Below are 15,393 nucleotides of genomic sequence, written 5' to 3' on the forward strand. Positions count from 1 at the left end.
CATCCCCTTCTTTCATGTGATTTGATCAAAATACTCTCGACTCCTGTCGATTTTTTTCGCAGAAGCTCCTTCAAGGGGCTTCTTTTTTATATTGTCATTTTGTCTATCACTTTCGTATGTTTATATAGTTGCATCTTTGATATACGGAGGGCGATGCCCATGAATCTAAATTTGTTCCTTGTTTCAAGTGCCTGATGCTCATACTCCTTCGCCGGTTTTTCAATCGCTGTCCGAAGTGCGGAACCGGGGTGGACGGGGCTTTCCGTCCCGCTCGATAAACCGGTTTTCCTCCTTTCTCCTCATCCCTGACCTTTGCGTTGCTTCACGCGGCATGAAGTAAATCCTCATCGTGACGAACATGTCATCTCGGTCCCGGTCAATCTGAAAGGAACATGTATGGGTGTAAGAATCAGAAGATAAGACAAAACCCAGCAGGGATTTCCAGCCGGGTTTTGTATTTATTAAATGCGGACATGTTCTTTTAACTTTATTTGGAGTGCGGCGGAAACGAAGCCGCGGAAAAGAGGTTGCGGGCGGTTCGGACGGGAGATAAACTCCGGATGGAACTGGGAAGCGACAAACCAGGGATGATTTTTATACTCAACGATTTCCACCAGACGTCCGTCCGGGGAAGTTCCGGAAAAGACATAGCCCGCTTTTTCCATCTGCTCACGGTATTCATTGTTAAATTCGTATCGATGGCGGTGGCGTTCGTACACCAAACCGCTGCCGTATAATTTGTAAGCCAGGCTGTCCGGATGCAATTTGCAGGGATACAGACCCAAGCGCATCGTTCCGCCCAGATCTTCGATCTCTTTTTGCTCCGGCAGCAAATCGATGATCGGATGGGGAGTTTCCGGATCAAATTCGGAACTGTTGGCTCCTTCCAGATGCAGAAGGTTGCGGGCGCCTTCCACACAAGCCATCTGCATTCCGAGACAGATGCCGAGGAACGGAATTTTTTGCTCCCGGGCAAAGCGGGTAGCCACGATTTTTCCTTCGATCCCGCGGTCGCCGAAACCTCCCGGGACGAGGATGCCGTCTACATCACCAAGCAGTTCCGCCACATTTTCATCCGTAACCTCTTCGGAATTGACCCATTTGACATCGATATCGGTGTCGCTTTCAAAACCGGCATGCCGGAGCGCTTCAACAACGCTCATATAGGCATCATGGAGCGCCACATATTTTCCGACGATGGCAATGCGGGTGGTATGGGTCAGGTTTTTCACCTTATCCACCAGCTTGATCCATTCACTCATATCTGCCGGCCCGACGTCCAGGCCCAGGTGTTTGACCACAATTTCATCCAAGCCCTCTCTTTGCATCATCAGCGGAATTTCGTACAAGGTTTCCGCATCACGCGCTTCAATCACGGCTTCCCGGTCAATATCGCAGAAGAGGGCCAGTTTTTGTTTCATTTCCTCAGAGATCGGGTATTCCGTCCGGCACACGATGATATTGGGTTGAATGCCGATGCTGCGCAGTTCTTTCACACTGTGCTGGGTTGGTTTGGTTTTGAGCTCCCCGCTCGCCTTCAGCATCGGAATCAAGGTGCAATGAATATACACCACGTTTTTGCGGCCCACATCGCTCTTGATCTGGCGAATGGCTTCCAAAAAAGGCAAGCTTTCAATATCGCCGACCGTTCCGCCGATCTCGGTGATAACCACATCCGCCTGTGTTTCCCGGGCAGCCCGGAATACACGGTCCTTGATTTCATTGGTGATATGCGGAATCACTTGCACGGTTCCGCCCAAGTAGTCGCCACGGCGCTCTTTGTTGATGACGGATTGGTATATTTTACCGGTGGTCACATTGCTGTTCTTGGTCAGGTTGATATCAATGAAACGTTCATAATGGCCAAGGTCCAGGTCGGTTTCGGCCCCATCGTCGGTCACGAACACTTCCCCGTGCTGATACGGGCTCATCGTGCCCGGGTCGATGTTGATATATGGGTCAAACTTTTGAATGGTAACCTTCAAGCCCCGATTTTTAAGCAGCCGTCCCAAAGCGGAAGCCGTGATCCCTTTCCCCAGCGAAGAAACCACGCCTCCGGTCACAAAAATATATTTTGTCATTATATCTTCCTCCCATAAAACAGGATGCCCAAAAATCTGCATACAAAATAGAAAAAGCGCCCCTGCATTAGGGGCGCTCCATATCTCAAATCCGTTCTTATGAGCCCAAAACATAGTTTATCGAAGGCGAGTAGGTTTGTCAAGCGATTTAGAGCTCATCCTCCTGCTCTTCTTCATCCCCTAAGTCCTCGCCGATGATCTCATCGTCAAACGGGGCTTCCTCATCCTCATGATATGGATCGAGTTCATCCACATCATCGAGATCATGAGCGTCTTCATCGTAAACTTCTTCATCTTCGTACAGATCTTCTTCGAGTTCATCGTCCAGATAATCATCTTTCACATTGGCGGCAACGGCAGAATCCGTCGCTTGCTCAGTCGGATACCATTCCCTCAGGCCCCACAGGCTTCTGCCGACGCAGATAAAGCGGCCGTCAATGTTTACTTCGGTGTATAGCTGAGCAATATACTGATTGATCTCTTCTTCGGTAAAGCCTTTCAATTTGGCAATTTCGTTCATGATATCGCGGTAAATCATCGGCTCCCCTTTGCTTTTCAGCAAATCGTAAGCCAGATCAACCATCGATGCTTCCATGATCATTTCCGTTCTGAGGTTGTCGCTCAAACTGGACACATCCTTCCATACGGGTGAAGTCCACAGTCCTCCCTATAATCTCGTACAACTATTTTATCCAAAAAACGGGTGAAGTCAACAAAGAACCCATCCGAATTTCCATCCCGGCTTGATCCAACAGGCTGCATGAACGCCGCCCAATCCCCTGGCGGCGTTCATGCCGAACAAGCAAATGAACCCGTTGCCTTGTAAGTTCCCGCGGCAACGGGTTTGACTGATCATGCTCTGATGTTTACATATTGCGGCGGTACTGTCCGCCCACTTCATACAGAGCACGGGTTATTTGACCGAGGCTGGCTACTTTGACCGTTTCCATCAGCTCTGCAAAAATATTGCCATTTTCCCTGGCTACCTGTTTGAGCCGCTCAAGCGCTTTTTCCGCTTCATGGCGGTGCTGTTCGTGAAACCGGCGGAGATTTTCAATCTGTGTCCGCTTTTCCTCCGGGGTGGCACGGGTCAGCTCAATTTCCACTTCTTCCGGCGGATTCGGGTTCTGGAAGGTGTTTACCCCGATGATCGGCAGTTCGCCGGAGTGCTTCTTCGTTTCGTAGTAGAGCGATTCTTCCTGGATTTTTCCGCGCTGATATTGCGTTTCCATCGCCCCGAGCACGCCGCCGCGGTCGCTGATCCGTTCAAACTCGCGCAGGACGGCTTCCTCCACGAGATCGGTCAGCTCTTCGATGATAAAGGAACCTTGCAACGGATTCTCGTTTTTTGCCAGCCCGAGCTCTTTGGTGATGATGAGCTGAATCGCCATCGCTCTGCGCACCGATTCTTCGGTCGGCGTGGTGATCGCTTCATCGTAGGCGTTCGTGTGAAGCGAGTTGCATTGATCGTAGAGGGCCATGAGCGCTTGCAGCGTGGTGCGGATGTCATTGAAATCAATCTCCTGGGCGTGCAGGGAGCGGCCTGAAGTCTGAATGTGGTATTTCAGTTTCTGGCTGCGCTCGTTGGCTCCATACAGCTTCTTCATCACGATCGCCCAGATGCGGCGCGCCACGCGCCCGATCACCGAGTATTCGGCATCCAGGCCGTTGCTGAAGAAGAAAGATAAGTTGGGGGCAAACTCATCAATTTTCATCCCGCGGCTCAGGTAGTATTCCACATAGGTAAAAGCATTCGCCAATGTAAATGCCAGCTGGGAAATCGGGTTGGCGCCCGCTTCGGCGATATGATAGCCGCTGATGCTGACCGAATAATAGTTTTTGACCCCGTGATCGATAAAGTACTGTTGAATGTCCCCCATCATTTTAAGGGCAAATTCGGTCGAGAAAATGCATGTGTTCTGTCCCTGATCCTCTTTCAATATATCGGCTTGCACCGTTCCGCGCACCGTTTGCAGGGTGCGGGCCCGAATCTGGTCCGCTTCCTCCGGAGAAGGTTCCCGCCCGTGTTCCTGCCGGAATTTGTCCATCTGCTGCTCGATGGCCGTATTGAAGAACATCGCCAAAATAATCGGGGCGGGACCGTTGATGGTCATGGAAACGCTGGTGTTGGGGGCACACAGGTCAAAGCCGTCGTAAAGCTTTTTCATATCGTCCAGCGTGCAGACACTAACCCCGGATTCACCCACTTTACCGTAGATGTCCGGCCGTTCGGCGGGGTCTTCCCCGTACAGGGTGACGCTGTCAAAAGCGGTGGACAGCCGCTTGGCCGGATCATTTTTGGACAGATAGTGGAAGCGTTTATTGGTCCGCTCCGGGGTCCCTTCTCCGGCAAACTGGCGCTTCGGATCTTCATCGGTCCGTTTGAACGGGAACACGCCGGCCGTAAACGGAAAATGGCCCGGCAGATTTTCCTTGTGCAGCCAGCGGAGCAGTTCCCCCCAATCCTTGTATTTGGGCAGCGCCACTTTGGGAATTTTGCTGCCGGACAAGGTTTCCGTATAGAGCGGAATGCGGATTTCCCTGTCTCTCACCTTGGTGACAAATGTGTCCTGACGGTATTGCTCTGCCAGCTTCGGCCACTCGTCCAGCACGCGTTTATTTTCCGGAGTGAGCTTTTCCTCAATTTCCCTGACTGTCTGATCGAGCCGACCGACCAGATCGTCCTGCCCGGCCAGCTGCTTTTGCGTCCCCCGGAGCTGATAGAGACGGGTGGCCAGCTCCGCCTGCTGCCGGGATTCCTCATGATACTTCCGCACGGTGGCCGCAATTTCACGCAGGTAATGGGTGCGCTCCGGGGGGATAATGTGGCGGACCTCCATCTTCTGCCCGCTCACATCCAGGGAAGACTCCCAGGCAAGCCCCAATTTTTCGTTGATTTTATCGATCAGGGCCCGGTAAAAGAGATTGGTTCCCGGATCATTAAACCGGCTGGCCATCGTACCGTAGACGGGGATCTCTTCATCCGGGGCATGAAACAGGTTGTGATTGCGGCGGTACTGTTTTTTCACGTCGCGCAGGGCATCTTCCGATCCTTTTCGGTCAAATTTGTTGATCGCGACCAGGTCGGCGTAGTCGAGCATCTCAATCTTTTCCAGCTGCGAAGGCGCGCCGTATTCGGAAGTCATCACATAGACGGACAGATCACTCACTTGAACGACATCGGCATTGCCCTGTCCGATCCCGCTGGTCTCCACCAGGATCAAATCATAGCCTGCCCGTTTCATGACCGCGATGGCTTCGCGGATTGCGCCGCTCAGTTCCGACCGGGTGCGCCGGGTCGCCAGGCTTCGCATGTAGACACGGGGATGATGGACCGCGTTCATGCGGATCCGGTCCCCCAGCAGAGCCCCGCCCGTTTTTTGTTTGGACGGGTCGACCGACAGGACGGCCACTTTTTTGTCGGTGAAATCCTGCACGAAACGGCGCACCAGCTCATCGGTCAGCGAACTTTTCCCCGCTCCTCCCGTACCGGTAATCCCGATGACGGGAATCGTCTTATTTGCGGCAACGGAGTCAGCCAGCTCAGCGAACAAGGCAGCTGCTGTTTCTCTCAAATCTTCGTTATCATACGCTTCTTCGGCATAGGTGAGCAGCCTGGCGATCGCCCGCTTGTCCCCGCTTTCGAGCGCTTCCAGCTCCCAGGAAATCTCGCGGACGGTCGGAAAATCGGTTTCCCGGACCATGTGATTGATGATGCCTTGCAGGCCGAGATTGAGCCCGTCTTGCGGGGAAAAGATTTTGCTCACCCCGTAGCTTTCCAGCTCCCGGATTTCACGCGGGACGATGACTCCGCCGCCTCCCCCGAAGACCCGGATGTGGGAAGCTCCCCGCTCTTTGAGCAAATCCACCATATATTTAAAAAATTCCATGTGCCCGCCCTGATAGGAAGAGACAGCGATTCCCTGCACATCTTCCTGAATGGCAGCCTCAACAATTTCATCCACCGACCGGTTATGGCCCAGATGGATCACTTCCACTCCGGACGCCTGAAGCAACCGCCGGAAGAGGTTGATGGAGGCATCATGGCCGTCAAACAGGCTGGCTGCCGTCACAAAGCGGACCGCGTGTTTAGGTCGATAGATTTCCGTTTCCATCCCTGTTCCCTCCAGATGTAAACTCGCCTAAAAGAAAAGCCATTTGACGCTCCGTATATTCGTCTAAATCGTAGTGACGACCCAATGCCCAGTGGCGAAAGGTCCACATTTGCCCCATCACCATGATGTTGTGGGCCATCAATTTCACCGAGGAAGGGTCGATCCGGATCGTTCCGTCGTTCATCCCTTTTTCGAGAATCCGTTCAAAAATGGCGGTGATCTCTTCTTCTTTGCTGAGTACGTAAGCCATCTTGTCTTTGGGGAGCGACTTGGTCTCCTGGTAGATGAGCAAAACGGAGGTGCGCATCTCCCCCATCACTTTGAACAGCTGCTTGAGGCTTTTCCGAAGCGTTTCGATCCCCGTATCGTCATCCGAAACGGACTCCTGCAGCCGCTGCTCCAGCTCTGAATGGATATGATCGCAGACCAGATAAAGCACATCTTCCTTGGTCTGGATATATTCATACATCGTTCCGATGGATAATCCGCACTCTCTGGCAATCTCCCGGGTCGTGCTCTTGTGGAAACCTTTTTGCACGAACAGGCGCACCGCACCTTCGATGATTTGTTGCCTGCGCTGTTCGATCAGCCGCTGGTCCTTGATCATGGAAGGGATCAGCTTGGAGTTCTTGTTCAACTAACATTCACCCCCTGTCCGTCCCAGCACTCGCTCCAACCACTCACGGGCGACTTGATAGGGATCTTTTTTTCGTTGTGCCACCCGCTCCAGCTCCTGTTTAAACTCCGGTAGGTTCAGCTCTTCTTCCAGCCTCCGCCGCACGAGATCTTCCATCACTTCCCGGACTTCCTGCTCCAGGTTTCGCTCCCGGCGGCCCGACCATTCCCCGCACGCTTGAAGATAATCCCGGTGTCGGGTCATCTCCCGCCACAGATCTTCAATTCCCTCACTTTTTGTGCCGATGGTGTGAAGAATGGGAGGCCGCCAGGCATGGCCGTGTTTGGCCAGATCGAGCAATTCTTCAATCTCCGCTGCGAGACGCCGGGCCCCGGGACGGTCAGATTTATTGATCACAAACAAGTCAGCAATTTCCATGATGCCGGCTTTAAACACCTGTACCACATCCCCGGCGCCCGGATTCAAAACGAGTGCGACGGTATCTGCGATGTGCATAATATCCAGTTCCGCTTGCCCGACACCCACCGTTTCGATGAGAATGACATCAAAACCGGCCGCATCCAACACGCGGACAGCTTCTTTGGTCGCCCGCGATAATCCCCCCAGGCTGCCGCGGCTGCCCATGCTCCGGATAAACACTCCTTCGTCCAGAGCATGTTTGGTCATGCGCACCCGGTCTCCCAGGATGGCCCCGCCGGTAAAGGGGCTGGTCGGATCTACCGCGATGACTCCGACCGTCAGCCGTTCATCGCGAAGATGGCGGATCAACCCGTCCAGCAGCGAACTTTTACCCGCGCCGGGGGGGCCCGTCAGACCGATGAGGTAAGCGTTTCCGGTGAAAGGGTACAGTTCTTCCAGGATCTTTATTTTTTGTGGATCGCCGTTTTCGATACGGCTGATCAGCCGTGCGATGTGCCGCTTGTCTTTGTTTTGGATCGACTGGAGCCAATCATCCATCCCCTGGTTCCTCCCGGCTGCCTGGTTACTCTTTTAACAGGTAGTTGGAAATGACCACCCGTTGGATCTCATTGGTTCCTTCATAGATTTGCGTGATCTTCGCATCCCGCATCATCCGCTCGACCGGGTATTCACGGGTATAGCCGTAACCGCCGAAAATCTGGACGGCCTCTGTCGTTACCTGCATCGCCACATCCCCGGCAAACAGCTTCGCCATTGCCGACGCTTTCCCGTACGGGAGCCCCTGGCTCTCCAGCCACGCCGCCTGGTAGGTTAACAGGCGTGCCGCTTCGATCTGGGTGGCCATATCGGCCAGCTTAAATTGAATCGCTTGCTGCTGGGCGATCGGCTTACCGAACTGCTTGCGCTCCTTGGCGTAGGCCAGGGCGGCATCGAAGGCTCCCTGCGCGATGCCCACGGCTTGGGCGGCGATTCCGTTGCGTCCGCCGTCCAACGTCATCATGGCGATTTTAAAGCCCTGTCCTTCTTCGCCCAGTCGCTGGCTGGCAGGAATGCGGCAGTTGTCAAAGATGATCTCCAAGGTGGGGGAGGAACGGATGCCAAGTTTCTTCTCTTTCTTCCCAAAGGAGAACCCCGGTGTCCCTTTCTCCACGATGAAGGCGGTAATTCCCCGGTGTTTCAAAGCGGGATCGGTCACGGCGAAGACGACGTAGATTTCGGCATCTCCTCCGTTGGTGATAAAGATTTTATTCCCGTTCAGAATATAATGATCCCCGTCCCGGACGGCCGTGGTTTTCATCGCGGCTGCATCGGAACCGGAGCCCGGTTCTGTCAGGCCGTAAGCGCCCAGCTTTTTCCCCTCTGCCAGGGGACGTAAGAAACGCTCTTTCTGTTCGGGGGTGCCAAACTTGTAGATCGGCCAGCTGGCCAGGGAGATGTGCGCCGACAACGTGACTCCGGTGGAAGCACAAACGCGCGACAATTCTTCCACGGCGATGACATAGCTCAAGTAGTCGGCGCCTACGCCCCCCACCTCTTCACTCCACGGGATGCCGGTCAGGCCGAGTTCTCCCATTTTGTCGAAAATAGAACGGTCAAAGATCTCCTTTTCATCGCGCTCCGCAGCTGTGGGAGCCACTTCCTTGAGAGCAAATTCCCGCACCATTTTGCGCATCATTTCGTGCTCTTCGCTCAAGCGGAATTGCATGGTTTCCATCTCCCTTGTGGTGAAATCAGCTGGAAATCAGTTCGTTTCCGATCACAATGCGTTGAATTTCGTTGGTTCCTTCGTAGATCTGCGTGATTTTGGCATCGCGGAATAACCGTTCCACGGGATATTCGCGCGTATAGCCGTAACCGCCGAAGACCTGGACGGCTTCCGTGGTTACCTTCATCGCTACATCGGAGGCAAACATCTTGGCCATAGCGGCTTCTTTTTTGCAGGGAAGCCCTTGCTGTCTGGCTTCAGCCGCCCGGTAGACCAACAGGCGCGCCGCTTCGATCCGGGTGGCCATATCGGCCAGTTTAAACCGGATCGCCTGCTGCCGGGCGATCGGCTGCCCGAATTGTTTGCGCTCCTTGGCGTAGTCGAGGGCATGATGAAAGGCGGCGGTCGCGATTCCCAGTGCCTGAGCGGCAATTCCGATACGTCCTCCCGCCAGATTGGAGAGAGCCACCTCGTATCCCTGCCCTTCTTCACCCAGACGGTTTTCCGCGGGAACTTCCACCTCTTCAAAAATGAGTTCGCACGTATTGGACCCGTTTAGCCCCATCTTTTTTTCTTTCTTGCCGACCCGGAAGCCGGGAGTGTCCTTTTCCAGGATAAAAGCGGTGATTCCTTTTTCCCCTTTTTCGGGGTCGGTGACAGCAAAGGTGAGGTAGACATCCGCTTCACCGGCGTTGGTGATAAACACTTTGCTTCCGTTCAAAATATATTTGTCCCCTGCCCGGCGCGCGCTGGTGCGAATGCGGGCGGCATCCGAACCCGCCTGGGGTTCGGTCAGGGCAAATGCTCCCAGATACTTGCCCTGCGCAAGCAAGGGGAGATATTTCTCTTTTTGTGCTTCCGTCCCGTGCTTCAAAATCGGCAGGGTGCATACAGACGTATGCACCGCCAGAATGACTCCCACCGAGGCGCTGACGCGGGAGATCTCTTCGAGTGCCAAAATGTAGGAGATAAAGTCGGCACCGGCACCACCCCATTTTTCCGGGATGGGAATCCCCATCAACCCCAACTCCGCCATTTTATCGATCACTTCACGCGGAAAACGGTCTTCCTCATCCATCAGATTCACATATGGGGTGATTTCCGTACGCGCAAAATCGCGCACCATCTTTCTCATCATCTCTTGTTCTTCTGTAAAGGTAAACTTCATGATGCTCCACTCCTGATCGCTGCTACTCGTACACGTAAAAACCGCGGCCGCTCTTTCTGCCCAGCCAGCCTGCCTTTACATACTTTCTGAGCAGAGGACAAGGGCGGTACTTGCTGTCGCCAAATCCTTCATAGAGGGTCTCCATGATGTACAGGCAAGTGTCCAGTCCGATAAAATCAGCGAGGGTGAGCGGGCCCATCGGATGGTTCATCCCCAGTTTCATGACCTCGTCAATCGCCTCCGGAGTAGCAACTCCTTCATACACCGCATAAATCGCCTCGTTGATCATCGGCATCAGCACACGGTTGGACACAAATCCCGGGAAATCGTTGACTTCGACCGGATGTTTGCCCATCTCTCCGGCCAGTTGCATGACGGTTTGGAATACTTCATCCGAGGTGGCCAGCCCCCGGATCACCTCGACCAGTTTCATGACCGGAACCGGGTTCATGAAGTGCATCCCGATCACTTGCTCCGGGCGTTTCGTGGCCGCAGCAATCTCCGTGATCGGAAGGGAGGAAGTGTTGCTGGCCAGGATGGCATGCCCGGGGCAGAGCTCATCCAACTGACGGAAGACTTCCGTTTTCACTCCCATGTTTTCAATGACTGCTTCGATGACGATATCCGCGTCCCGGGCGGCGTCCTCCATGTCCGTTGTCGTTGTGATCCGATTGAGAATTTCCGCTTTTTCCTCTTCGGTGATCCGCCCTTTGGAAACGCTTCGATCCAGATTTTTGGCAATGGTGTTGAACCCTTTTTGCACAAACTCTTCTTTGGTATCCAGCAGCACCACTGGAAAGCCGGACTGGGCGGCCACCTGGGCGATTCCGCTGCCCATCTGGCCCGCTCCAATCACACTCACCCGTTTGATGCCCACGAATCTCCCCACCTTTTCATGTGAAAGTAAGCTGTAAACGTGCTTGCAGAGCGGTCGGCCGTGCCGGTCTCGGTGGTCTGGAGGCCGACAAGGATGCAACAACCGGCCGCTCCGGCCCCTCCCTTCGGACGCGGATCAAACTCGCTGTCGCTCAAACATTTGATCCGCTGCCTTCTTCCGTTCGAGTTGTCCGCAGGGAACGGCCTCAAATGCACTTCGCCCAATCACGACCTGCCTGCAAGATTTTGCCTCACATCTCTAGCTTGTCACCCGTTCCGAAAGCCTTTGTGTGAAAATAGAATCAACAACGATGGACCGGAGGAATTTGTTTTCCGGCGGAGCGACTCTGCCACTGCATCAGAGCGGAGACGGACAAATTCCTGAGCGAGCTTTCATCCAAAGGGTGTGACAGCTGCCAAGGCTGTTTTTAATCCACGCGAACCAATACGGCATCACCCTGGGCTGCACCGCTGCAAATCGCCGCGACGCCCAAGCCCCCGCCGCGCCGTTTCAGCTCGTAGATCAAAGTGAGCAAGATCCGCGCGCCGCTCGCTCCGATCGGGTGGCCCAGCGCAACCGCTCCTCCGTTAACGTTCAGCTTCTCAGGGTCCAGCCCGAGGATTTTGCTGTTACAGAGTGCCACGGCGGCAAAAGCTTCATTGATTTCAAACAAATCGATCTCTTTCACGTCCAGTCCGTGCTTGTCAAGCAGCTTCTTCACCGCATACGCAGGTGTAACCGGAAAATCCTTAGCCTCCATGGCAACAGCCGCATGTCCCAGGATTCGGGCCATCGGCTTGACGCCCAGTTCCTCCGCCTTGTTTGCCGAAGCGATCACCAAAGCTGCCGCCCCGTCATTGACACCGGGAGCGTTTCCGGCCGTGATCGTGCCGTCTTTGAGATAGGCGGGCTTCAGAGAGGCCAGCTTCTCCAAACTGGTATCCGCCCGGACAGACTCATCCCGGTCAACGGTGATCGCCTGCTTTTTCCCGCTGATGGTGACGGGCACGATTTCCTCGGCCAAACGCCCCGCCTCAATCGCGGCAATGGCCCGCTGGTGGCTGCGGAGCGCCCAAGCATCCTGCTCTTCCCGGCTTACTCCGTACTCCGCCGCCGTGTTGCTTCCGTGGACGATCATATGGACGTCATGAAAAGCGCACCACAAACCGTCATGCACCATGAGGTCAACCATTTTGCCGTCACCCATGCGCTGTCCAAACCGGGCCGACGGCAAAATGTACGGAGCATTGCTCATGCTCTCCATGCCGCCCGCCACGATCACATCCGCGTCACCGGCACGAATGATTTGATCGCCCAGGGTGACGCTGCGCAAACCGGAGGCGCACACTTTATTAATCGTCTCCGTCTGCACTTCCCACGCAAGACCGGCGCGGCGCGCTGCCTGACGCGAGGGGATCTGGCCTGCTCCTCCCTGCAATACCATGCCCATGATCACTTCATCGACAGCCTCATCCGGAACCCCGGAACGGTCCAGCGCGGCCCGAATCGCTGTCCCGCCCAACTCGACAGCCGGTACATCTTTCAAAACTCCGCCAAACTTGCCAAAAGGAGTCCGAGCTCCCCCCAAAACCACCGTTTCCGTCATGAAAGAGCCACCTCCGCCAAAATGTTTTCGTTCTATCGAGCGTTCGTTCGATATACGAGCAAATGAAAACCCTTTCATTCTTAGAGTAACTGAATGAGTCCCTTTTAACAATAGTTGACGTAATTCGTTTATTTGTATAAAATATGGTATTCATTTTTTGATTAATTTTCTGTATATAATTCAGTTGTTGCCAAGGCGGTCCGCATGCGTTCATCCCCTGTGCCGTCACAAACCCGCAACATCTCCCCAGCCTTCTTCACCTGTTAAAAAAAGAGGAGGTTAACACACCCCCCCTTCCATCATTCGCAGCCACCTCTCTGTGGCATTCATTCTCGCATATACACCGATGGGCAAAGTCAAGTTGGGACAGGTGTGTCCCGCCTTCAATCCATAATAGGCAGGGATGCCCAGAGGTTGAATAAGCTCATTCAGGATTTGCCTGATGGTCAGGCTCTTTTCCGGATCTTTCGGCTGACAGTCCGTACACTCGGTGAAGATGATTCCGTTCGCTGCCTGCAACTTGCCTGCGGAGCGTAACTGGACAAGCATGCGATCCACCCGGTAAGGCTCCTCTCCCACCTCCTCAATAAACAGGATTTTCCCTTCTGTCTCCACTTCATAGGGCGTGCCGAGAGTCGATACCAAGAGGGATAGGTTTCCTCCGGTTAACGGCCCTTCTGCTGTTCCTTCAGTCATCACAAAGGAATCCGTATCCGGCTGCTCCCTGTATTCGCCTGCCGGACGGGGATCGGCCAGATTCCTGAACAGAACGGACCAGGAAAGCGGGTCCTCTTCCCTGGCCAGCTCACCCACCATCGGTCCGTGAAAGGTGACAAGCCCTGTTTTTTGGTGAATGGCCAGATGCAAGGCAGTAATATCACTATAGCCGACAAAAATTTTGGGGTTGCACCGGATCATCGCATAGTCAATCAGCGGCAGAATCCGCGAGGTTCCGTACCCTCCCCTGATGCAAAAAACCGCCTTCACCTCGGGATCGGCAAACATCCGGTTCACATCTTCTGCTCTCAACTCGTCACTTCCGGCCAAATATCCATGCCGGCGGTAGACCGATTCTCCCGCTTTGATCCTGTAGCCAAAGCTTGAAAAAAGCTGGATCGCTTTGTCTCGCTGTTCAGGTTCAATCGGGCTTGCCGGTGCGATGATGCCGATGGTATCGCCCGGCTTCAACGAATTTGGCTTCACTCTGCATCGCCCCCTCTGACCATTTTCCTGTAAAAAGCGCCTGTTAAGGGTGGTTCTGTGATTGTGCTGCCGGGGCGGTCGGCCGTGTCGGTCTCGTGTTCTTGAGGCCGGCAAGGATGAAACACCTGACCGCTCCGGCCCACTCACTTCGGGCACGGATCAAACGCGCTGCCGCTCAGACTCGCGATCCGCTTCCTCCCTCCGTCGGTGCCTCCGCCGGTTCGGCCTCTACGGCACCTCGGCCAACGTCCTCCCTGCACGAAAGTCGCTTTCATTGTTCGATTGTGTCGCCAAGTGATGAAGTGCTGCAAAAACGGGCGCCAACTGTTCATTCCCCTGTATGACAGACCCCTTCCGAAATGTTTATTCCGGTTACGAAAAGCATATCCCTGTTCAGGCAGATTGGCTTTTTTCTTTTACAACAAGCGATCTGTTATTTGACTTTTCCCTCATTTGCGTTATATTGGTTATAACCAGATTCTAATATCTACTATTATGATCAGGTTCTAATTTTCAGCTCATTTCAAAGGAGTTAAGCCTTATGTTGAGTCCCGCACACATACAGTCCAAAGCGCGAATCACTGCGATCGGCTCTTATGTGCCGGAGCGCATTCTGAGCAACGCCGATCTGGAACGCATGGTGGATACCTCGGATGAGTGGATTGTCCAGCGAACGGGGATCCGCGAAAGACGAATTGCCCCGCCCGATGTCTTTACCAGTGATTTATGTGTCAAAGCCGTACAAAATATGGTGGAACAGTTTCAAGTTTCCATTGCCGATGTAGATATGATCCTGGTGGCCACCACCACGCCGGACTTCCCGTTTCCCAGCGTCGCCTGCCTGGTTCAGGAACGGCTCGGGATTCCTTCGGCCGGCGCGCTTGACATCAGTGCCGCGTGTGCCGGCTTCGTCTATGCCTTAAATCTCGCCAACGGCCTGATCACCTCCGGCCTCCATCGAAAAGTGCTGGTCATCGGCGGAGAAACGCTGTCCAAAGTGACCGATTATTCGGACCGCACCACCTGTATCCTCTTCGGCGACGGTGCAGGAGCCGCTCTGGTGGAAAAAGATGAACACCAGCCCAGCTTTCTCCACTCCGTCTCAGGCTCCGACGGCAGAGCGGGAATCCATCTCTACCGGACAGGAATCTCCGACCGCTTAAACGGAGTCTGCTTAAGCGGAGAAGGAAATATTGTGCAAAACGGCAGGGAAGTTTTCAAACTCGCTGTGAGCACGTTAAACAGAGAGATTCCGAAACTGATGCAGGAAGCCGGTATGTCTCTGGATGAGCTGGACTGGTTTGTTCCCCACAGTGCCAATATCCGGATCATTCAGGCGGTCTGCGAACGAATCGGCTTTCCGATGGAGAAGACATTATTCAGCGCTGAATACTATGGCAATACTTCCTCTGCCACTATCCCGCTCGCCCTTCACCTGGGGCTTCGGGAAGGGAAGCTGAAAAAAGGAAATACTGTGCTGCTCCATGGTTTTGGCGGCGGTTTTGTGCATTCCGCCTCCCTGATTACCTGGACGGTTTAACCATCAAAGAAAGCACCCGCGATCCAACCGATTGCGAGTGC

At 54.1% G+C, this 15,393-nt stretch carries 12 protein-coding genes; 1 reads left to right on the top strand and 11 read right to left on the bottom strand.

Annotation, left to right across the window (positions count from 1 at the left end):
• Window positions 1-461 precede the first annotated feature (461 nt).
• The 11 genes from BMW55_RS02535 to BMW55_RS02585 all read right to left on the bottom strand — a co-directional run bounded on the left by BMW55_RS02535 (window position 462) and on the right by BMW55_RS02585 (window position 13,812).
• Window positions 462-2,081, bottom strand: a complete 1,620-nt coding sequence (locus BMW55_RS02535) for a CTP synthase (protein WP_089965028.1) — start codon at window positions 2,079-2,081, stop codon at window positions 462-464.
• A gap of 148 nt (window positions 2,082-2,229) precedes the next feature.
• Window positions 2,230-2,706 carry a DNA-directed RNA polymerase subunit delta gene (gene rpoE, locus BMW55_RS02540; protein ID WP_425283808.1) on the bottom strand — a complete coding sequence of 159 codons (477 nt, stop codon included), beginning with the start codon at window positions 2,704-2,706 and terminating at the stop codon, window positions 2,230-2,232.
• Window positions 2,707-2,947: 241 nt separating this feature from the next.
• A complete protein-coding gene (icmF, locus tag BMW55_RS02545; RefSeq protein WP_089965030.1) occupies window positions 2,948-6,196 on the bottom strand; it encodes a fused isobutyryl-CoA mutase/GTPase IcmF in 3,249 nt (1,082 codons plus the stop codon).
• Window positions 6,171-6,833, bottom strand: a complete 663-nt coding sequence (locus BMW55_RS02550) for a TetR/AcrR family transcriptional regulator (protein WP_089965032.1) — start codon at window positions 6,831-6,833, stop codon at window positions 6,171-6,173. The genes icmF and BMW55_RS02550 overlap by 26 nt, the downstream gene beginning before the upstream one ends.
• Entirely contained in the window at window positions 6,834-7,790 is a 957-nt protein-coding gene (gene meaB, locus BMW55_RS02555; protein WP_089965035.1) for a methylmalonyl Co-A mutase-associated GTPase MeaB, read from the bottom strand. It abuts the gene before it with no gap.
• A gap of 25 nt (window positions 7,791-7,815) precedes the next feature.
• On the bottom strand, window positions 7,816-8,958 hold the full coding sequence (locus tag BMW55_RS02560; protein ID WP_089965037.1) for an acyl-CoA dehydrogenase: 1,143 nt from the start codon (window positions 8,956-8,958) through the stop codon (window positions 7,816-7,818).
• Window positions 8,959-8,983: 25 nt separating this feature from the next.
• A complete protein-coding gene (locus BMW55_RS02565; protein ID WP_089965039.1) occupies window positions 8,984-10,126 on the bottom strand; it encodes an acyl-CoA dehydrogenase in 1,143 nt (380 codons plus the stop codon).
• A 22-nt stretch (window positions 10,127-10,148) separates the two neighbouring features.
• Complete coding sequence (locus BMW55_RS02570) at window positions 10,149-10,964, bottom strand: 3-hydroxybutyryl-CoA dehydrogenase (RefSeq protein WP_425283811.1); 816 nt, start codon at window positions 10,962-10,964, stop codon at window positions 10,149-10,151.
• Window positions 10,965-10,984: 20 nt separating this feature from the next.
• Window positions 10,985-11,227: a hypothetical protein gene (locus tag BMW55_RS02575; protein ID WP_089965043.1), complete on the bottom strand. Its 243-nt coding sequence runs from the start codon at window positions 11,225-11,227 to the stop codon at window positions 10,985-10,987.
• Between the two features lie 203 nt (window positions 11,228-11,430).
• Window positions 11,431-12,609 (bottom strand): acetyl-CoA C-acetyltransferase, encoded by a 1,179-nt coding sequence (locus BMW55_RS02580; RefSeq protein ID WP_089965045.1) that lies wholly within the window; start codon window positions 12,607-12,609, stop codon window positions 11,431-11,433.
• A 279-nt stretch (window positions 12,610-12,888) separates the two neighbouring features.
• The gene (locus tag BMW55_RS02585) at window positions 12,889-13,812 is read right to left on the bottom strand and encodes a S66 peptidase family protein (RefSeq protein ID WP_089965047.1); all 924 of its coding nucleotides are present in this window, start codon (window positions 13,810-13,812) and stop codon (window positions 12,889-12,891) included.
• Between the two features lie 541 nt (window positions 13,813-14,353).
• Between BMW55_RS02585 and BMW55_RS02590 the strand changes: the two genes are divergently transcribed.
• On the top strand, window positions 14,354-15,352 hold the full coding sequence (locus BMW55_RS02590; protein ID WP_089965049.1) for a ketoacyl-ACP synthase III: 999 nt from the start codon (window positions 14,354-14,356) through the stop codon (window positions 15,350-15,352).
• Window positions 15,353-15,393: the final 41 nt, after the last annotated feature.

This window comes from Lihuaxuella thermophila (assembly GCF_900110165.1).
GTDB classification, from domain to species: Bacteria; Bacillota; Bacilli; order Thermoactinomycetales; family Thermoactinomycetaceae; genus Lihuaxuella; species Lihuaxuella thermophila.